Below are 19,106 nucleotides of genomic sequence, written 5' to 3'. Positions count from 1 at the left end.
ACAAGGTGCCCGATTTAGGGCAAAGGAAAAAAGATGAATTACGCAGACGCAGGAGTGTCCTTGGCCCGTGCCGACGAAGCAATGGTCGGTGTCAAGAAATCCGTACGTACTACATTCAATCAGGGCGTCCTCGGTGACGTCGGCAACTTCGGCGGCCTCTTCACGCTGAACCACCTGGGCATGAAGGACCCGGTGCTGGTCAGCTCCGTCGACGGCGTGGGCACGAAGCTCAAGGTCGATATCGAGATGGGCACGCACGAACTGCCGGGTCAGGACATCGTGAACCACTGCTGTGACGATATCCTGGTGCAGGGCGCGCGTCCGCTGTTCTTCTTGGACTACGTGGCTACGGGCCGCCTGGAACCGGGCGTGATGGACAAGCTCGTCGCCGGCATGGCCAAGGCTTGCCGCGAGAACGACCTCGTGCTCATCGGCGGCGAAACGGCTGAAATGCCGGGCTTCTACGGTCCGGGCGACTACGACATTTCCGGTACGATCGTGGGTGTCGTCGAACGCGAAAACATCATCGACGGCAAGAAGATCAAGCCGGGCACCATCATCCTCGGCCTGCCTTCTACCGGCCTCCATACTAACGGCTACTCTCTGGCCCGCAAGGTGCTGTTCGACGTCGCCGGCTACAAGGTCGACACTCTGGTGGACGGCATGGACAAGACAATCGGCGAGGCTCTCGCTACGCCGCACCGCAGCTACTATCCGAGCCTTATCGACCTCTGCAACAAGAAGATTATCCAGGGCCTCGCCCACATCACGGGTTCGGGCTACCAGGGCAACATCCCGCGTATCCTCCCGGACAACGTCGACGTGATTATCGACCGCACCACGTGGGATCCTCCGATGATCTTCAAGCTCATCCAGCAGGCCGGTTCCGTGGAGAAGGACGAGATGTACTCTACCTTCAACATGGGCATGGGCATGCTCATCTTCATCGACCCGGCCGACAAGGCCGAAGTGGTCGCCCATCTCGAAGCCAAGGGCGAGAAGTGGGTGCAGATCGGCGAAGTCGTCGCCGGCACCAAGCAGGTGAAGTTCCGCGACTAGTGAGGGCCGCTACGCGGCAGTTACTAGTAACTAGCCCGAAGGGCGAAGTAACTAGTAATTCAAAAAAGGCTTCCACGTTAGTGGAGCCTTTTTTTTTGCATAAAAGTGTGCGATTGTGCACGGTGGCGCACAGTTTGGGAACATTATAATGTTGCAAAAACCTTTTTTGCGTGCGAATCGGACGCTATAAATATATTTTTAGATGCGTATGAAAAGGAGTATTATGAATAGAACAACATTCAAGTACGTGACTGCCGCTGGTGTCATGGCGGCCTTCTGTGCGTGCGGTGACGATTCCGGTTCGACTTCCGATGCGGTTGTCACTCCGTCGCAGGTGTCGAATCCCTGTTCTCCGTATACCGTGTTCCATGCGGGTCGTATTCTCGACTTGGCCGCAGGCGAGTACTGGGTCTTGGACGAGGCTTCCCTGCAGACGGCCGGTGTAGGCGATGTCTATGACAAGGATGGAAAAAAGCTCGAGGGTTACCGCTATTCCCTCGAGGGCGATATTGTCAGTATTTTTGATCCGGAAGAACTTGTCGTTTCGGCCTCGATGCAGACGTTGTTGCGTTGCGACGTGAACGCGACTATCGACCCGTATACCGGCGAAGTCATCAAGAGCAGCGAATCCTCGGTGCCGGTGGAATCCAGCGGTGCGGTGAATCCTGGTTCCAGTGCGGCAGTGAATCCCGGCTCCAGCACTGCGGTGAATCCAGGCTCGTCAACGGATTCGGGTGACCCGACTTCGAGCGGTGCGGTGAATCCCGGTTCCAGCGGCTCGGTAGTTCCGGGCTCTAGCGCCGACGTGGTTCCCGAGAGTTCCAGCAGCGAGGATCCGGACCTCGACGAGAACGGTTTCCCGACTCTTGAATCTTACGGCGATCCTCCGGCTGAATACACCAAGGATATTCTGAGCAACGGAAAGACGGGCTGGAGCAGCCGCTACTGGGATGCTTGCAAGCCGCACTGCTCCATTCGTGAAAATGTAGATGCTTCATCGGAAGAAGCATATATTGCCGGCAGAATGACTGCAAGGAACTGCAATGTGCATGATGTGGAAATTCCAACATTTGTTCTTTCAAGTAATGTAAGCATATACTATTTAGGTTATGAAGGTACACCGAGCGCATGTACGAAAGGTGATGCAACGGGTTCGTTCACATGTACGGACATGGCCCCGATTCAGGTGACAGAAAATCTTTCTTATGGTTACGTTGCGGCTCCGGGCGCGCAGTTCGGCGGCGGTTGCGGCAAGTGTTTCCACTTGCAGTTCAACGGCGGCAACCACGCGAATGACGTGAAGGAAACCCACAAGGCACTCAAGGGCAAGCACATGATTGTGATGGCTTCGAACATCGGTTACGACGTGGAAGCGGGCCAGTACGACATGCTCGTGCCGGGCGGTGGCGTGGGCGCATTTAACGCGCTCTCTACCCAGATTGGCGTGCCTGCTAGCGGCCTCGGTGCAAATGGTGGCGGATTCCTTACGGAATGTCAGAGCAGCCTCGGTTGGGACAACACCGTGGAAGCCTACCAGCAGTGCGTCATCAAGAAGTGTGACGAAGTGTTCAAGGATTGGCCGAACCTGTTGCGTGGTTGCCACTGGTTTGCCGAATGGTATATGGCCGCAGACAACCCGACCTACAACTGGGAAGAAGTGGAATGCCCGCAATACTTGATAGATCATTATACAACGACTATTAACACATCGAAGGAAAATAACTATAAGCAGCAGGCCGATTGGTCCACGTACAAGAAGGGCGATGCTTTGGACACGCTCCATTGTTGGAGGGAAGGCGTTAATCCGCGTGATCCCAATGGCGGTCCTGGTTGTGACCCGTAACGAGGTGCTATGAAACGTAAACTGTTCAAGTTGATGCTTGCGGCCGGTGCGGTCGCCATGGTTTGCGCTTGCGGCGATGACGCGAGTAACGCTCCGCAACCAAATAACGGTACCGATCTTTCGAGTAATTCCGTCCCGTCGTCTGACGGTTCCAATAACGGTGCCGTAGACAGCCGCTGTGCAAAATACAAGGTGGTCGCTCCGGGATGGATCGAAGATCTCGGAAAAGGCGATTACCTGGTCATTGACGAGGCGACATCGGGAACAGGACGTGGCACGGTTTACGATTCTGCCGGAAATGTCGCCCCATACTATTTCTATGAAGAAGAGGAGAACGGGCTCAATGTCGGGCATGTCTATGAACTGATCAATGGTGAAATAGATATCTGGATTGACATGAACATGGCCGTAAAGCTGTTCTGTCAAGCCAATACGGCTTTGGACGGTACTCCGCTTTCTTCGGTAGGTGGCAATAGCCAGGGCGTGGGCAATTCGATGTCGAGCGCTGCGGTGAATCCCGGTTCTTCGGCGAATCCGAACGACCCGACTTCTAGCGCCGCGGTGATGCTTTCAAGCGGCTCGGTGATTCTGGGCTCCAGTGCCGACGTGGTTCCCGAAAGCTCCAGCAGCAAGGAGCCGGAACTCGATGCGAGCGGATTCCCGACGCTTGAATCTTACGGTACACCTCCGGCCGAATACACCAAGGACATTAGCGCTACGGCAAAGCGTGGCTGGAATACCCGCTATTGGGACGCCTGCAAGCCGCACTGCTCCTGGTATGCGGAAAGCGAGAACGATAAGACTCGTGCAAGCATGTCTTCCAATGAGGCCTATCTTTCCACCTTTGGCACTGCACGTAACTGCAACATCCACGATGTCGAAGTCCCGACCTTTACCTTGGGCAACGTATCGAAGTCCTGGTTCGGTTACGAAGGCACGAACAGCGCTTGCACCAAGGTCAAGGAAAAAGGCGTGTTTACCTGCACGGATATGGCGCCGATTGCCGTGAACGATACACTTTCTTATGCATACGTTGCGGGCACTGCCGATAGCAAGTGCGGCAAGTGCTATCACTTGCAGTACGATGGCCACTTCGCGAACGAGATGGAAAACAACCCGCCCAAGGCGACCCATAAGGCACTTAAGGGTAAGCACCTGGTGGTGATGGCCTCCAATATCGGTGGGGATGTCGCTGGGGGTAACGACAAATTGCCTGCTGGCCAGTTCGACTTGATGGTGCCGGGTGGCGGCGTGGGCGCCTTCGATGCGCTCTCTACTCAGGTGAACAAGGGCGCCGGCTTTAACTGGGGTGCTGGTTTTGGCGGGTTCCTTACGGAATGCCAGAAAAACACCAACTGCGGCACCGAGGGCTCCCTGGATTGTTACCAGACCTGCGTTAAGGATATGTGCGATGCTGCTTTCGCTGACGCCGGGCTCCCGAACCTCTTGCGCGGTTGCCACTGGTTTGCCGACTGGTACATGGCTGCCGACAATCCGACCTACTACATCGAAGAAGTGGAATGCCCGCAGTACTTGATCGATCATTACTCGAGCCGAATCAACACCACTAACGAAACCAACATCAAGAAACTGGAAGACTGGTCAACGGTCAAGGAAGGCGACGTGCTCGATACGCTCCATTGCTGGAAGGCGGGCGAGGCACCCCCGGAAGAGGGCTGGGTAAATCCGAGCGCCGGCTGCGATGTGAAATAATCTGCTTTAAGCTTGTACGAAAGCCCCGCGAAAGTTCGCGGGGCTTTTTCTATATATTTGGGGCGTGAAGTTCCTGAAGTCAATCATATGCATTTTACTTGCATTCTCGCTTGTCGGGTGCGCCGTGAGCAGGAACCCGAATCCCGTGGTTCGTTATGCTGTGAATACGGGAACGTCGCTCGCGGTTCCCGGGATGGTCGTGTTCGTCGCGGCCGGTGCGGCTTCGTCGGACAAGGATGAGGACGATATGACGGAGCAGGAGCAGCAGTTCGAGGAAGACCTTGGAAAGACGGTCTGGATTGGTGTAGGCGTCGCGGCTGTGGGTTTCGTGGCGGGAGCCGTGGTTGGCGGGACCGTTGGCTTTATCAAGTGGACGTATAACGGATTTAAAGACGATGACATGACGGAATATTCTACGGAAATTCCGGAGTCGGCTATGCCCCCGAAAGACGAAGCCCACATGAAACCCGATACGGTTAACATCGATATGAGTAAATGATTATCTTGCGAGGTGCAGTTTGCGGAGAACTTTTCCGAGCAATTCGTTCAAGATGTCTTTAGCGTCTTTGCTGCCGAGGTAGCGCTGGACAATCAGCGTGAGCGTAAAGAGGCCGATGCCCGCGGCGCAGGCGTATATGACGAGGACGACGAAACTTGCGTTGCGCACGAACTCGCCAGAAACGTGGTCGAGACCGATGGCGGCCACAATCATGATGCCGAAGGCGACGAGCGCACGGAACATGTTGAGAAGCGCTTCCTTCATGCCGTCGGTGCCGTTCTTCTTCGCCCACATGAAAATCATCGAGAGCACTTGCAGTATGGCGCCCGTGGCACCGATGATGGGTACGCTCTTGATGCCAAGGCCCACTTCGGGGGCGCCGAGCACGATGTACGCGGGAATAGTCGCGGCGAAGATGCCGGTGTTGAGGAGCGTGGGCACCCACATGCGTTCGCAGGCGTAGAAGCTGCGTACGAGCACCGCCTGCAGGCAGAGCCCGAGGCTCACGGGCAAGTACCAGCGGAGTATTTCGGAAATGGCTTCGGTAGTTTCGCGCTGGAAGGCGCCGCGCTCGAAGAGGATGCGAACCGCCGGGAAGCTCAGCGCCCACACGGCGACGACCGCCGGAATCAAGATGCAGAACATGCGCGAGAGGCTTTTCCAGATTTTCTGGTTGAGGCTTACGAAGTTGCCTTCTTTTACGAGGCGCGCCATGTCGGGGTAGCTCGTGACCGATACCGAAAATCCGAAGACTGCGACAAGCGTGTACATGACGCGGTAGGCGTAGTTGAGGCTCGAAATACCGCTGGTGCCGAAATTCGCGCCAAAGCTACGGATGATGAATTCGAGCCCGAACATGGAACCTACGCCCAAAGACATCGGGAGCATCATCTTGAAGTAGCGCACGATATCGGGATGAGTCGGCTGTACCAGCAGCTCGTAATGCACGCCGCCACGCCGGGCGCCGAAAATCTGCAGTGCGAAAAAGCCGATGAAGGCGCCCACCGGCACGCCCCAGGCGAAGCCTTCGAGGCCGAAGTCCGTGCCGGTGTACTTACCGAGCGCGAGCCCGGCCGCACCGCCAGCGACAATCGCCACGTTGTAGATGAGGCCCGTGAGCGAGGGAATCAGGAACTGCTTGCGGGTGTGCTGCACGGCAACAAGGATGCTGCCCACGAAAATGAACACTTGGCCGGGCAAGATGATGCGGCCGTAGTACGTGGCGCGCTCGATAAGTTCCGGCGTGGCGCCGTCGACCGTCAACAGCTGCAAAAGTTCCTTCATCCAGATGAACGCGGGCACTACGAGAATCAAAAGTGCAATCCCGAACGTGTTCAACACGTTGCTGAAGAACTTCCATCCGCCTTTCTCGTCGCCGGCCACCTTGTAGCCCGTGAAAATCGGGATGAAGATAATCGAGAGGAATCCAGTACTCACCACATGGTTCAGAATGTCCGGAATCATGAACGCGAGGTCGAGCGCGTTCTTTTCGAGCGACACGCCCGCGGCGTGGGCCAGGAGCATTTCGCGGAAAATACCGAGCACGCGGCTCAGGAGCATGCTTACGGCGACGATAATGGCGGCTTTGTTCATAGGTCAAAGGTAGTAATTATATATATTTGAGGGCATGAAGAAGATTATTACAGCCGTTATTTCTCTGGTGGCCTTTTCCTTGGCCGCCAATGTCCAAGTCCTTCCTCCCACCGGAGCGGAATTCTCTCCCGAAGCCCCCAACATGGTTTCGTCCATCTTGCGAGCCGCGGTGAGCCAGACGGGCAATACCCCCGTCGAGTCCGAAGCCGATGTGCAGCTGCGCACGAGCCTCATGACCATGGGCAGTTCCATCGTGGTCGTCTGCGAACAGGTGAGCAACGGCTCTGTAGTCGGCAGTGGCAAGCAGAAGGCCGCGTCTATCGATGAACTCGATGTCGCTATCGAAGGCGCTACGAAGCAGGCCCTCGCGAACCTCTCGCAAGAAGCCCCGCAGAGCGCCGCCTATGCCCCGGCCCCGACTTCTAGCGAAGAACCCCAGTATGTCTACGTCGTGCCTGTCGAAAACAGCAGGGCCGACTCGGACGACCCGAACGACAACTTTGCCCACAAGCGCCCCACCCGCAACTACGTGAGCTACGGTTTGGGCATGGCCATATGGCACAACTACGACTATGTCGAGGATCGCTGCGAAGACGACAAGAGCTGCCACAAGCATTACGATGTCGACCGCAGCTGGGACAAGGCTTTCGTATTCCACTACGCCCGCATTTTCGAAGTCATTCCCAATGCCGCGATTACCATCGTGAACAACATGAACATCTCCTTTAGCGATGATTGGCAGTGGCACGAAACATTCCTTATCGGTGGCCGTTGGTTCCCGAGCACGGGTACCATCACGCCGTTTGTCGGTGCAGGCCTCGGTCTCGGCATCCAGATGGACGACCACTATGACAACAGCGCTGAAAACTTTGCCATCGGCCTTGCCACCGGCGCGGAACTCGGCGTTATCTTCTTCCGCAATTCCGCCACGCAGCTGGAAGTCGGCCTTGCCTGGGATGCCCTGTGGGACGGATTCGACAGCTTTGACCGTCGCTTTGGCGCCGGTAGCTTCTACATCGCCATCAACTACTAATCATTAGTAGACGGATTTTTATAGCTGGCCGTTGGCATAGAGCCGACGGTCATTTTTTATTAGACGTCCTTGCCGCTGCGGGCGCAGAATGCGAGCAAGATGAATGCGCCTGCGATAATCCCGATGAGCGGGAGGTCGGGTTGGCCGCGCAGGAACATCTTCAGGAGCTTTACCAGTTGCGACGACATGAACGCGTAACCTGCGCTGCAGAGCAACACGAATAGCGCAAAACGTCCGAGGAAAGGGATGCTCCTGGTTATCTTCTTGAAATAGTTGTTGATGTAGCCGCCGTAAATAATCAACAGTGTCGCGACGATGCCCACGGAAATGGAATCCATGTGGATGCGCAGGAAATTGGCAAACTGGTGTATGTATGGCTGCATGCACCAAATATATAAAAGGCCGTACTAGCCGTAGATAAAGCCGAGAGTGACGGCTACGGTGATAAGCAGCACGATTTGCTTGACGATGATGTATTCATGCGCGTTCATGTCCCACAAAATACAAACATGCCTACAAAAAAGACTACCCTGTAAGCTATGAATAATTTTGAAATCGTGGATATGTGATGCAGTGCACATGAAAAACGGTCTGAAAGCGCCATAACCTATAAAAAAATTTACATCGGGTTACTTCACTACCTTAACTTTTTTCCCGTTCCTGTGCTGGTGCGTGGCGGCGTCGGGGCGGGTAATTTTGCGACCTACGAATGTGCCGTCGATGCGGTAGGTTTCAACGGGGGCGACTGTGGCGCGGTTTTGTGCCCGCGGCGTAATCCGGTCGGTGCCCGGGGCGGTTGTGTCCGGTGCGCCCGTCTTTACCGCGATGGAATCTGTCGATACGGTGAAGTTGTCGTAGCGGATAAAGCAGTCGTGGGTGGGGGCCCATTCGGCGCTGCTTCCGCCGTGGAATGTGGAGAGGTAGAACTTGTCGACTTTCACGGTGTCGTAGTCGCGGAGCCTGAGGGTATCCACGTCCAGTACGAGTTCGCCGTCTAACCAAGTCTGCACGCGGCCGTTCTTGTCGCCGTTGCCGGGAGAGGCGATGGTGTTCATTCTTACTTTGTTCACAATGCGGTGCCAGGTGCCGGTGGTGAACTGTTTTTGCAGGATGGTGCCGTTCAAATCCCACTTGAAATCGTCGCCGTATACGGATTTTTGCCCCATGAAGTAGATGAGCTGCACGGCGTTGCCGTCTTTGCGCCACATGATGCGTGCGCTCCAGCCGTCGCCGGTTTCGGGCATGGCGTTGCCGGTGTAGCACTTGCCGCCGCATAGGCCGGGGAGTTTGCCGCCCAGCTGGAACTCGAATCCGTCTTCGAAGAATATGTCGTAGGCGCTCCACATGGTGTCGGCGGTTTTCACGAGGGGCTGGATGATTTGCGCGGCACAGGCGGGCGTATCGTTGTCATTCGGGCCTACGCAGCCCTTCGGGTACTTGAGCTGCAGTACGTTGCCGTGTTCCTCGCCATCGTACACGACCTTGGAGTTTTCGCCATTGTTCTTGTCCATGGCGTACCACCAGCTTTTGTCGTAGTCGTTGCGCTTGAAGTCTTCCTTGGCTTCTGCATTGCCGTACACGCCAACGCTGCGGTTTTCGAAGTTCACAAACGAGACGGTGTCGGATGCCGTCTGTGCGTAGCCTGCCGGTGCGAAAGAAATTGTCGCCGCGGCAGTGAACACTGCTGCAGAAAGGATGTACTGAATTTTTGCGCTCATGTTTTTAAAATAATCTTTTTTGGCTGGCATTAAACTATCTTTTTAATGTATGGCCGATTCACTTGACGAAAAACACATTGAAGAGCGTCGCGCAGAGGAACGCAAGGCCCGCATCAAGAAGATGCGCGGGTGGCTTTCGCCGCGCGATACCGTAGCCGACGACTTCGGGCCCGAAGATGCCGCCCTCTATTACGGCGAGGGGCATTCCGGCTGGAATCGGTAGGAAAAACGCTCCGACCGGATTTTTTGTATATTTAGGATAGCCGGTCAGGTGGCCGGCCCCGTATTATAAGATCGTCTATCCGCGTTTGTCGCGGAGACGGTCTTTTTTTATGCGGTGAAAATGGAAATGCTCGAAAAAAGGAGTACAGATGAAGGAATTTGAAATGGTCAGAATGCGCACGATAGGCAATGTGGAACTGCTGCAGAAACCGCATGCGCGCATCGGCGTTTTCGCATCGCGGCAGCTGGATAGCGTGGGGAGCATTGTCAAGGAGCAGTGGGCGGTGGCGAAGGGGAGGCAGCGCAAGTGCATTGTCGGCACGTTCCATTCGCGCTCGGAATGCGAGATACTTTACCTTGTTCTGAAATATGGCGGCTCTGCCGTGTGGTTCATGGGGTGCAAGTTGCCGGATACCCTGCCCGATTTCTGCAAGAAGGCCGTGAAGAGCGGGCGCCTGCTAATGGTGTCGTGCTTCAACCGCGAACGGCACAACCTTGCGACCGCCAGGTACTGCATGCACATGGTCGACCTCGCGTCGAGCTACCTCGTGTTCTGGGCGCTGGAAGGCAGCCGGATGCTCGGCCCCATTCACGCCCGCGCCGTTGCCCGCGGCAAGTGGGTGGAATGCTTTTGAGGAGTGGGATGGTAATGAAAAATCTGACTCTGAGTAAATTTAAGCTTGAACATACCGAATGCGATTTTAAACGCGAAGTTGAACACAAGAAAACAAAAAATTGGCTCAAAAGTGTTTGTGCCTTCGCCAATGGCATTGGTGGAGCGTTGGTTTTTGGGATTGATGATGAAAGTCGTCAATATTTCCCTATAAAGAATATGCAGGGAGAAATAGAGTTTATTACCCAATGCATTAAAGACCGAATCTCTCCTATTCCAGAATTTATTCTAGAACCGGATGCAATGGACGGCAATGATATTCTTCTGTTGAAAATTTCCGGTGGTTTGCATACTCCGTATTATCTAAATGAAGGTTCTTCAAAGGTTACTTTCATAAGGGCAGGCTCTTCGTCTGTTTTGGCAGACACTCCTATTTTGCATGAGCTTATCCTTAAAGGAACGAATAGAACCTGGGACACATTGAAATCCGAATACGAGGCGAGAGATTATAGCTTTACGTATTTAGCATCGTATTACTTGGATAGGACCGGAAAACACTTGACTTCCGCGGATTACCGTTCTTTTGGATTTATTACCAAGGATGGTTTTCTAACGAATGCGGGTACTCTTTTTGCCGACATTAGTCCGCTATTACAGTCTAGAGTTTTTTGTACGCGTTGGAATGGACTTACAAAGGCCCCTAGCTCAGTAGACGCCTTGGACGATAAAGAATTTAGCGGAAATATTTTACAGTTGCTTGCAGCTAGTCAGGAATTTATAAAGATTCATAATGCAAAAATGTGGTATAAGGCTCCCGCTACAAGAGTAGAAAAACAAAGCTATCCAGAACGCGCAGTTTTTGAAATTTTGGTAAATGCACTTGTTCACCGCGATTATAGTGTTATTGGCAGCGAAATTCACATTGATATTTTTGACGACCGGCTTGTGATAACCAACCCTGGTGGAATGTATGATTGTATCCCCGTTCAATATCAAAACATTGAAGATGTGATTTCTACAAGGCGAAACCCTATTGTTGCAGATTTTATGACTAGGCTTGAACTTATGGAACGACGGGGAAGCGGATTCAGAAAAATTCTTGATGCCGTTAAGCGTGAACCGGGTTATAAAGAATCGGATTTGCCTGACATCAGCTCAACACCGCATAATTTTTCGTTTACCCTGAAAAATATGAATTATGGTGAACCGGTGAGTGGCCAGAAAAATGGCTTGAAAAGAGGCCGGAAAACCGCAAATGGCCCTGTAAATGGCCCTGTAAATGGCCCTGTAAATGGCCCTGTAAATCTTCTTGAATTGATAAGGAATAATCCCGATTCAAGTTATGAAGATCTTTGCAGGATGATGAACATATCAAGAACCACCTTACGACGATATTTAAATGGTTTAAAAAGGGATGGTTTAATAAAGCGTGTAGGAGCCGATAAAAATGGGCATTGGGAAATAATTGAAAAATGAGTGCTTTTCCACGATAATTGGGCGGGAAAATGTGTTTTGAAAAAAATCCCCGCGCATATTAAATTGCACGGGGAGATTTTTTAGAGATCCTTCGACGGAGTTTATCCTGAGCTTGTCAAAGGACTCAGGATGACAGCTCAAAGGCACGAAGTGCCGTGCTCACGCCTCAGAGCGCAGCGACCCCAAAGCGCGATGCGCGACCTCATTAGTACCTGTAGTGATCCGCCTTGTACGGGCCTTCCACAGGCACGCCGATGTAGTCGGCTTGGGCCTTGGTGAGGGTCGTCAGGTGAACGCCGAGCTTTTCGAGGTGGAGGCGTGCGACCTTTTCGTCGAGGATCTTCGGGAGCGTGTACACGACACCGCTTTCGTACTTGATGCCGGCGACGGTCTGCTTGCCCTGGGCGTTGAGCCAGAGGTCGATCTGCGCGATGGTCTGGTTCGTGAAGGAGGCGCTCATCACGAAGCTCGGGTGGCCGGTAGCGCAGCCGAGGTTCAGCAGGCGGCCTTCGGCGAGCACGAGGATGCTGTGGCCGTCGGGGAAAATCCATTCGTCGTACTGCGGCTTGATTTCGTTCCTCTTGATGCCCGGTACCTTCTTGAGGCCGGCCATGTCGATTTCGTTGTCGAAGTGACCGATGTTACCGACGATGGCGCGGTGCTTCATCTTGCCCATCTGGGCGGCGCTGATGATGCCGGTGTTGCCGGTGGTGGTCACGAAGATGTCGGCCATGCTCACGACTTCGTCGAGGGTCTTGACTTCGTAGCCTTCCATGGCGGCCTGGAGTGCGCAAATCGGGTCGATTTCGGTGATGATCACGCGGGCGCCCTGGCCGCGGAGGGACTGTGCGCAGCCCTTACCCACGTCGCCGTAGCCGCACACGACTGCGATCTTGCCTGCCATCATCACGTCGGTGGCGCGGTTGATGCCGTCGATGAGGGAGTGGCGGCAGCCGTAGAGGTTGTCGAACTTGGACTTGGTCACGGAATCGTTCACGTTGATTGCCGGGAATTTGAGGCGGCCTGCCTGGGCCATCTGGTACAGGCGATGCACGCCGGTCGTGGTTTCTTCGGAAACGCCGCGGAGAGTTTCGCGGGCGCGGGTCCACTGCTTCGGGTCCTTCTCGAAAATCTTTTTGCAGGTGGCGAGGAACACGCCCCATTCTTCGCTGTCGGTAGCGGGGTTGAATTCGGGCACCTTGCCGGCATCTTCGAATTCGGCGCCGCAGGTCACGAGCATGGTGGCGTCGCCGCCGTCATCCACGATGAGGTCTGCGGTCTTGCCGTCGGGCCACACGAGGGCGCGGGCGGTATTTTCCCAGTATTCTTCGAGGGTTTCGCCCTTCCAGGCGAACACGGGCACGCCCTGCGGGTTTTCTACGGTGCCCTTTTTGCCGACCACGACGGCGGCGGCAGCGTTGTCCTGCGTGCTGAAGATGTTGCAGCTCACCCAGCGCACGTCGGCACCGAGGTCCACGAGCGTTTCAATCAAAATAGCGGTCTGCACGGTCATGTGGAGGCTACCCATGATGCGGGCGCCAGCGAGCGGCTTCTTGCCGGCGTATTCCTTACGGAGAGCCATCAGGCCCGGCATTTCGGTTTCGGCGAGGTCGAGTTCCTTGCGGCCTTCCACTGCAAGGTTGATGTCCTTAATTTTGTATTCCATAATGTTTCCTTTGGGCACGGTTCTTGCGACAAATTTGGGCCATAGCCGTGCCGATTCTGTTTATGCGCAAATTTAATTAAATGCATAAATATGTCAAGTTTTTGCGTTTTTATTCCCCCGCTGGAGGGATTGCAAGAATAAAATAATAACGTCCGGCGTAATTTTTTTTCTTAATAAAGCTAATTTTCGTCCTTGTGAAGCCTATAACGGATTATCAGGACTACCGCCTCTATATGAGGGACTTCTACGAGGAACAAAAGCGCAAGACGGGATTTTCGTGGCGCGAGTTTTCCAAGGTATCCGGATTTTCTTCGTCGGCTTATCTGAAACTTGTCTGTGATGGCAAGACGCGTCTGAGCAAGATCGGCATAACCCGTGTCGCGAAGGCCATGAAGCTTTCGAAGATGCAGTCGGAATATTTTGCGGCCATGGTCGTCTACTGCGATTCCCAGGATTCCCCGAGCAAGAAATCCGCACTGGAAAAGATGCAGTCCATTGCCGAGAACTGCAAGGTCCGTATTGTGGGCGATGATGCCTGCAGGTATTTTGAATCGTGGTGGAATCCGGTGCTGCGTGAGCTGGCCACGCTGATGCCCGGAGCGACACCGCTCCAGATTTCCAACATGCTTTATGGCGGGGTGACCCGCCTGGACGTGCAAGAAGCGCTCGACTTCTTGGTAGATGCCGGGTTCCTGGCGCGCGTGGCGCCGAATACGTACGAACAGACGGACATGGCCATTTCCGGGGCTTCCGACGCTATCCCGAAGGCGATTCTTTCCATGCATTCGCAGATGGCGGAACTGGCCAAGAAAATCGTGAACGGCCTGCCGAAATCGGAACGCAACTTTTCGGGACTGACAATTGCTTCGAACCAGCAGACATACGAGCTTATTGTAAAGGAGCTGGATGCGTGCCGTAGGAAAATCGCATCCATCGTGGCAAACGCCGAAGGCGCGAATCGCGTCTATAGAATTAATTTGCAAGTATTCCCCGTGACTAAGGAGATAAAGCTTGAAAAATAACACAGGGTTGGTTTTGGGTATCGGGATGCTTATTCTGGCGTCCTTTTTCTTTTTTGCCTGTACAAAGGCAGACGACAAGGTAATTGCTTCGGGGTATACCGAAGAAAACAATGCGCAGAACAATCTGGATTCTGTGCTTGTCGGGATTCTCGAGACATGGGAAGTGGTTACCGGGACGGATTCTTCGAGAAAGCAGGGTGCGGGAGCCAACGAGGACAAGATCTGGTACGAGGTGAAATTTTCGTCAACGGCAAAGCAGCTCTACGCCTACGATGCCGGCGGAGAAGATTCCGCTTTGTTCGTGATGAGCCTGTACGACAGGGAGAATGGCCTGAGGCTCGACATGAACACTCCCGAAAAGACAATCTTGTTTACGCAGGTCCTTTCGCGCGACTCGATGATGGCGGTGGCCGAGAACCGCATCGACAATACGTACAACAGTGTGAATGCGGTATCCCTGTGCCGTAGCGATTCCGCGGAATTTGTCAGCGACTGTGCGGCCGCTTCGGGCGCGATGGTGGACCAGTTTATGGACGGCGTGTGTAGCGAACTGCACCTGGTGTGCATCAAGCGTTTTGTCCCGCAGAGCAAGGCGGACGATTACCTGCTTGCGACGGCGCAAATGCTCAAGAAAAAATACGAAGACGAAATTGGCCTTCCTGGGATGGATTTCTTCGTGGACGCCCGTGACGGTCGCATTTACAGGTCGGTGGAAATCGGCGGACAGACATGGATGGCCGAAAACCTGAACTATGCCTATCGCCAGCCGACGTCGCTCTGGGATTCGTCCAGTTTCTGTTATGACAACGATACGGCGAATTGCGACAAGTACGGCCGCATGTACACCTGGTCTGCAGTCATGGATTCCGCGGGGATATTCGGCGACGGTGGAAAAGGCTGCGGTTTCGGGATTGCCTGCAACCCGGGGCGTAGCGTGCGCGGCGTGTGCCCCGAAGGATGGCGTGTGCCCAATTACGATGATTGGTCCCGCTTGAAAGATTTTGCCGGTGGCATCGACAGCGCCGGGTATTACCTGAAAGATGCGGAAAGTGGCGGCGTCGATGCCTATGGATTTTCGGCGAAGCTGTCCGGGTTCCATATCCATTTCGAAACCGCATACACCCAGAAGGATTCTGCGGGCGTCTTCTGGACAACTACCGAGAAAGAAGGCAAATCGGTCTACTTGTATCGCTTTTTCCGGTTGTACGACTATGTGGGCGATGATATGATTTCCAAATACGGATCGGCTCCGGTGCGGTGCGTAAAAGGCGAGGCCGATAGGGTTGGGTACGGTTACTTGGATCCGTCACTTACAGTGGAGGGCTCCATGACGGATCCGCGTGACGGACGAACCTACAAGACCGTTACGGTCGGTGGCCAGACGTGGATGGCCGAAAACCTGGCCTACGATGCGGGCGAAGAAAGCCTGTGCTACGATAACGATACTACGAACTGCGCGACTTACGGCAGGATGTATACGTTTTATGCGGCAAGGGATATCCCCGTATGCCCGACAGGATGGCATCTCCCTTCAAAGGAGGAATACGAGGAATTCCATGGCAGTACGGGAAGGGGCTTTGCCGACAAGAAAACCGTGAGCGGCTGGAGCGAAGAATCGGGAAACGGAAGGGATTCGTACGGATTTGGTCTCCTTCCCGGAGGGAAGGCCTCGTATGCGACGGATTCTGCCCTGTCTTTCTCCGACATGGGGGAAGGAGCCTACTTGTGGACTGTGACCACGATGTACGACAGCTTTAGGAAGGATTCGATATCTTACTGCTATAGTTCCACGGTGGATATCCCGACAGTCTGGACTACATTGTCGTGGAAATCCTACGGCTACGTGCGCTGCATGATGGATTAGTTTATTCTTGACAAGGAAAAGGCCTCCAAACAAATTTGTTTGGGGGCCTTTTTTGAGGTGTGTATGCCAAATTAGAGGAGTATTAAGTTCTCATTAGAAGCACTCGGCGCCATCTTCGTAGTAGAACGAAGTGACGTCGCCTTCAGCGCATTGGGCCTTGGCGCCGGACGGGCAGCCGCTGGTCTTTTCGACGGTGACGTTTTCGCTACCGACGCACATCATGTCGACGAGCGTGGCGTCGCCTTCGATGCACATCTGGGTGCCGTTGCTGTACTTGTAAAGGCAAGCGTTGCCACCGGCAGAAGAGGAATCGTCGCTACAAGCGGTGAAGGCGGCTGCAATGCCGATGATGGCGATGAGAGAGAGTTTTTTCATGGTGTGTATCCTTTTTTAAAAAAGTGTGTTGATACAAAAATAGGTCTTGTGGGGCGAATCAGGGAGCGTCCAGAAGCCTTTTTTGGGAATTTTTTTGACGCGATAAGTTTTTTGTAGCGATTTGGACAACTTATATGAAACGTTCTGTTTCATATAAGAAAAAACCGGCTCCGTAGAACCGGTCTTGAAATTTGTTGGAAATGCCGCTAGATGGACCTTGTTAGTACTTCTGCTTGAGCACGTCGGGGCATTCCACTTCGACATAGTTGTGCATCGGGTTGCCCGCCGCGTGCATGTAATCGGCGAGGAAGAGGCAGCCCTTCTTGGCTTCGGCGTCGTTGCTGAACACGCTGTTGCACTTGTTCTTGAGGCAGGTGAGCGTTGCGCCGGCCTTGTAGTCGGATTCCCTTTCGCAATCAGAGAGCAGGCCGCCGTACTGTTCGCCCTGGCTACCCCAGCCCATGCTGGAACAACCGTTGAAGATACCCACGCCGCCGCCCGGGATCATGATGTCGAACTGGCCCTGTTCCACGTCGGTACCGACGTTCGTGACCATGATGATGAGCTTCTTGTTCTTGATGGCAGCGGTGTTCTGGTTGTCGCCGTACTTGCCCTTGCCGGTGAAGGTCAGCTGGAAGCACTTGCCGCAGGCGCCGCCGTTGCTTGCCGGGACTGCCGCGAAGGCGAAGCCCATGTCGGTGCAGCCGTCGATAGTGAACGGAATCTGGCTCGTGCAGGTCATGGCGGAACCCTGGCCGTCGCAGATGCTCTTGTTGCCGCCGTAGTTGGTGTCTTGAGTCTTGCCCTTGTTGGTGCACTGCCTGGAGTAGTTGCCGTTAGCGTGTTCGGGCCAGGAACAGTGGGGCTTGCAGCAATCCCAGTAACGCGTTGCCCAGCCGCTTCCGCTGGCGCCGCCCTTCTGCTTGATAGTGGGGCACTGGCCGGTCTTGGAAGAGCTGCTCTGCACGGAGCTGTTGCTCTTGACAGAAGAGCTGCTCTGGCGGGCGCTGCTGTTGTTGTTGCCGCCGCTGCTGGAGCTGGTGCCGGGGTTGATTTCGCCGCCGTTGGAGGATTCCGGTTCGACGCTGCTGGAAGATTCGATAGGCGTTACTGTGCAGCGGGCGCCGATGTTGTAGATCTTCATGTTCTCTGTCGATCCGCTCGTCATCAGTTTGCCGTCCGGGCTGTAAATGGTGATGGTGGGGAGCGCCGTCAGGTTGGCAACGCCGATAGTGTTGCCCATGATGTCGGTGACAGTGCCGAACTCGTCGTTCTTGATGACGTATTCGCCGGTGCCGTCCTTGAGGTACCAGGAGGGGCCCGTGATGACGATGGCTGGAGTGTTGACCGGTTCGACGGTGAGTCCGGCGAGGTCGACATTCTGGATGAGGTTCCTGCCGTCGGTACCGATAATCGAGCCGATAGTGCCGTTCGTAATAAGGAAGCTGCCGACAACGGTTCCTTCGCCGTTGGTGACGACCAGGTCGGGGTAAATCAGGATGTCCATGCCACCCTGGAGATGGTACGCTCCGTTTTCGCCAGCCTCGGGGCAGACCTTGAAGGCCGGGGTCGGTGCCGGGTCTTCGGCGGTGATGGAGTCAGAACAGCTCCATGCGCCAAGAGCCGCCATCGCCAAAAAAACGGACTTTAAAAAAGACATTTTCATAACATAACCTCTAAAGCCCCTAAACAACGCCCATCAAAGATATCAATAAGATATCCTAATTTAAAGGAAATGGCACGGACAGGGACGATAATTTGTTCCGCAAGTGTTCCCGGACACACAATTTAGCAATTGTTGATAGAATGTTGATAGAATTCGGGGTGAAAAGTTCCGGAAAATTCGGAGTCGAAAAAAGGGGCATGGAGGAGGATTTTTTGCGCCGAAATCTATATCGTTAATTGCCATGGATTTGCAAACGCAATAAATGTAAACTTATGTAAAATTTTTTGATGTAAACAAAGTTTTACAATTATTTTTCGGTGGATTTTTTGCTGAAATCGCCTTCTTTTCTCCAGTTGAGAATTTGTTGATAAGTTGGAATTTTGTTTGCGATAGAAATGTTGAAGTTTGGAAATTTTGAAAATTTGGGCGTTTTGCCCATAACGTGGAATGGGGGATTCGTGCCTGCGGGAAAGGGCGGGGAAGGTGTGAATTGGGGCCGTTTTTTGCCTTTTTGCGAAAAAAATAAAGAAAAACGCTTGAAATTCAAATGACATTTACTAAATTTGTGGCTCAATTTCGTGGAGTACCGCTTCCTATGCTCCACGGTATCACGGAAACCAAACGGGTTTCTTGACTTGAAGCGATAAACCTTCTGCTGAAGAAGAGGAATAAAATGGCAAAAGAACATTTTGACAGAAGCAAGCCGCACTGCAACATTGGCACCATCGGCCACGTTGACCACGG

Annotated in this window: 17 protein-coding genes; 10 read left to right on the top strand and 7 right to left on the bottom strand. The window is 53.9% G+C overall.

Going from position 1 to position 19,106, the window contains the following annotated elements; genetic code table 11:
• The first annotated feature begins 33 nt into the window (after window positions 1–33).
• The 4 genes from purM (at window position 34) to B3M32_RS09925 (ending at window position 5,114) form a co-directional block, all read left to right on the top strand.
• Window positions 34–1,059, top strand: coding sequence for a phosphoribosylformylglycinamidine cyclo-ligase (gene purM, locus B3M32_RS09940; protein WP_290746165.1), 1,026 nt, complete (start codon window positions 34–36; stop codon window positions 1,057–1,059).
• Between the two features lie 223 nt (window positions 1,060–1,282).
• The gene (locus tag B3M32_RS09935) at window positions 1,283–2,902 is read left to right on the top strand and encodes a glycosyl hydrolase family 5 (protein WP_290746161.1); all 1,620 of its coding nucleotides are present in this window, start codon (window positions 1,283–1,285) and stop codon (window positions 2,900–2,902) included.
• 9 nt (window positions 2,903–2,911) lie between these two features.
• Window positions 2,912–4,615 (top strand): glycosyl hydrolase family 5, encoded by a 1,704-nt coding sequence (locus B3M32_RS09930; protein WP_290746158.1) that lies wholly within the window; start codon window positions 2,912–2,914, stop codon window positions 4,613–4,615.
• Between the two features lie 64 nt (window positions 4,616–4,679).
• Window positions 4,680–5,114 (top strand): hypothetical protein, encoded by a 435-nt coding sequence (locus B3M32_RS09925; RefSeq protein ID WP_073189388.1) that lies wholly within the window; start codon window positions 4,680–4,682, stop codon window positions 5,112–5,114.
• Here B3M32_RS09925 and murJ read toward each other — a convergent pair whose 3' ends face one another.
• Window positions 5,115–6,707 carry a murein biosynthesis integral membrane protein MurJ gene (gene murJ / locus B3M32_RS09920; protein ID WP_290746152.1) on the bottom strand — a complete coding sequence of 531 codons (1,593 nt, stop codon included), beginning with the start codon at window positions 6,705–6,707 and terminating at the stop codon, window positions 5,115–5,117.
• 34 nt (window positions 6,708–6,741) lie between these two features.
• Here murJ and B3M32_RS09915 point away from each other — a divergent pair, with 34 nt between their 5' ends.
• On the top strand, window positions 6,742–7,740 hold the full coding sequence (locus B3M32_RS09915) for a hypothetical protein (protein WP_290746149.1): 999 nt from the start codon (window positions 6,742–6,744) through the stop codon (window positions 7,738–7,740).
• 59 nt (window positions 7,741–7,799) lie between these two features.
• Here the strand turns inward: B3M32_RS09915 and B3M32_RS09910 are convergent, their stop codons facing one another.
• A complete protein-coding gene (locus B3M32_RS09910) occupies window positions 7,800–8,123 on the bottom strand; it encodes a DUF3392 family protein (RefSeq protein ID WP_290746146.1) in 324 nt (107 codons plus the stop codon).
• A gap of 246 nt (window positions 8,124–8,369) precedes the next feature.
• Window positions 8,370–9,458: a polysaccharide lyase gene (locus B3M32_RS09905; RefSeq protein WP_290746143.1), complete on the bottom strand. Its 1,089-nt coding sequence runs from the start codon at window positions 9,456–9,458 to the stop codon at window positions 8,370–8,372.
• Window positions 9,459–9,507: 49 nt separating this feature from the next.
• Here B3M32_RS09905 and B3M32_RS09900 point away from each other — a divergent pair, with 49 nt between their 5' ends.
• The 3 genes from B3M32_RS09900 to B3M32_RS09890 all read left to right on the top strand — a co-directional run bounded on the left by B3M32_RS09900 (window position 9,508) and on the right by B3M32_RS09890 (window position 11,769).
• The gene (locus B3M32_RS09900) at window positions 9,508–9,681 is read left to right on the top strand and encodes a hypothetical protein (protein WP_290746140.1); all 174 of its coding nucleotides are present in this window, start codon (window positions 9,508–9,510) and stop codon (window positions 9,679–9,681) included.
• A 148-nt stretch (window positions 9,682–9,829) separates the two neighbouring features.
• Window positions 9,830–10,315: a hypothetical protein gene (locus B3M32_RS09895; RefSeq protein ID WP_290746137.1), complete on the top strand. Its 486-nt coding sequence runs from the start codon at window positions 9,830–9,832 to the stop codon at window positions 10,313–10,315.
• Between the two features lie 14 nt (window positions 10,316–10,329).
• Window positions 10,330–11,769 carry an ATP-binding protein gene (locus B3M32_RS09890; RefSeq protein ID WP_290746134.1) on the top strand — a complete coding sequence of 480 codons (1,440 nt, stop codon included), beginning with the start codon at window positions 10,330–10,332 and terminating at the stop codon, window positions 11,767–11,769.
• 205 nt (window positions 11,770–11,974) lie between these two features.
• Here the strand turns inward: B3M32_RS09890 and ahcY are convergent, their stop codons facing one another.
• Entirely contained in the window at window positions 11,975–13,435 is a 1,461-nt protein-coding gene (gene ahcY, locus B3M32_RS09885; RefSeq protein ID WP_290746131.1) for an adenosylhomocysteinase, read from the bottom strand.
• A gap of 194 nt (window positions 13,436–13,629) precedes the next feature.
• On the opposite strand from ahcY, the gene B3M32_RS09880 reads away from it, so the two are divergent.
• Together B3M32_RS09880 and B3M32_RS09875 are read left to right on the top strand one after the other, a co-directional pair.
• The gene (locus B3M32_RS09880; RefSeq protein ID WP_290746128.1) at window positions 13,630–14,457 is read left to right on the top strand and encodes a TIGR02147 family protein; all 828 of its coding nucleotides are present in this window, start codon (window positions 13,630–13,632) and stop codon (window positions 14,455–14,457) included.
• Window positions 14,447–16,321 (top strand): FISUMP domain-containing protein, encoded by a 1,875-nt coding sequence (locus B3M32_RS09875; RefSeq protein WP_290746125.1) that lies wholly within the window; start codon window positions 14,447–14,449, stop codon window positions 16,319–16,321. Before B3M32_RS09880 ends, B3M32_RS09875 begins: the two co-directional genes overlap by 11 nt.
• A 93-nt stretch (window positions 16,322–16,414) precedes the next feature.
• Here B3M32_RS09875 and B3M32_RS09870 read toward each other — a convergent pair whose 3' ends face one another.
• The 3 genes from B3M32_RS09870 to B3M32_RS12395 form a co-directional block, all read right to left on the bottom strand.
• Entirely contained in the window at window positions 16,415–16,696 is a 282-nt protein-coding gene (locus B3M32_RS09870) for a hypothetical protein (RefSeq protein ID WP_290746122.1), read from the bottom strand.
• 220 nt (window positions 16,697–16,916) lie between these two features.
• Window positions 16,917–18,362, bottom strand: coding sequence for a glycosyl hydrolase family 5 (locus tag B3M32_RS09865; RefSeq protein ID WP_290746120.1), 1,446 nt, complete (start codon window positions 18,360–18,362; stop codon window positions 16,917–16,919).
• A 307-nt stretch (window positions 18,363–18,669) separates the two neighbouring features.
• Window positions 18,670–19,106, bottom strand: a 437-nt coding sequence (locus tag B3M32_RS12395; RefSeq protein ID WP_349679868.1) for a hypothetical protein, incomplete at its 5' end; no start/stop codon positions are given.

The organism is Fibrobacter sp. UBA4309 (genome assembly GCF_002395745.1).
Taxonomy (GTDB): Bacteria; Fibrobacterota; Fibrobacteria; order Fibrobacterales; family Fibrobacteraceae; genus Fibrobacter.
The sequence above is the reverse complement of the archived record's forward strand: the minus strand, read 5'-3'. Positions and strand labels throughout refer to the sequence as shown.

Bases quoted from the DNA above. Each gene is read 5' to 3' on its own strand.
- purM (WP_290746165.1), top strand. From the start codon at position 34: ATGAATTACGCAGACGCAGGAGTGTCCTTGGCCCGTGCCGACGAAGCA.
- B3M32_RS09935 (WP_290746161.1), top strand. From the start codon at position 1,283: ATGAATAGAACAACATTCAAGTACGTGACTGCCGCTGGTGTCATGGCG.
- B3M32_RS09930 (WP_290746158.1), top strand. From the start codon at position 2,912: ATGAAACGTAAACTGTTCAAGTTGATGCTTGCGGCCGGTGCGGTCGCC.
- murJ (WP_290746152.1), bottom strand. From the start codon at position 6,707: ATGAACAAAGCCGCCATTATCGTCGCCGTAAGCATGCTCCTGAGCCGC.
- B3M32_RS09915 (WP_290746149.1), top strand. From the start codon at position 6,742: ATGAAGAAGATTATTACAGCCGTTATTTCTCTGGTGGCCTTTTCCTTG.
- B3M32_RS09910 (WP_290746146.1), bottom strand. From the start codon at position 8,123: ATGCAGCCATACATACACCAGTTTGCCAATTTCCTGCGCATCCACATG.
- B3M32_RS09905 (WP_290746143.1), bottom strand. From the start codon at position 9,458: ATGAGCGCAAAAATTCAGTACATCCTTTCTGCAGCAGTGTTCACTGCC.
- B3M32_RS09900 (WP_290746140.1), top strand. From the start codon at position 9,508: ATGGCCGATTCACTTGACGAAAAACACATTGAAGAGCGTCGCGCAGAG.
- B3M32_RS09895 (WP_290746137.1), top strand. From the start codon at position 9,830: ATGAAGGAATTTGAAATGGTCAGAATGCGCACGATAGGCAATGTGGAA.
- B3M32_RS09890 (WP_290746134.1), top strand. From the start codon at position 10,330: ATGAAAAATCTGACTCTGAGTAAATTTAAGCTTGAACATACCGAATGC.
- ahcY (WP_290746131.1), bottom strand. From the start codon at position 13,435: ATGGAATACAAAATTAAGGACATCAACCTTGCAGTGGAAGGCCGCAAG.
- B3M32_RS09870 (WP_290746122.1), bottom strand. From the start codon at position 16,696: ATGAAAAAACTCTCTCTCATCGCCATCATCGGCATTGCAGCCGCCTTC.
- B3M32_RS09865 (WP_290746120.1), bottom strand. From the start codon at position 18,362: ATGAAAATGTCTTTTTTAAAGTCCGTTTTTTTGGCGATGGCGGCTCTT.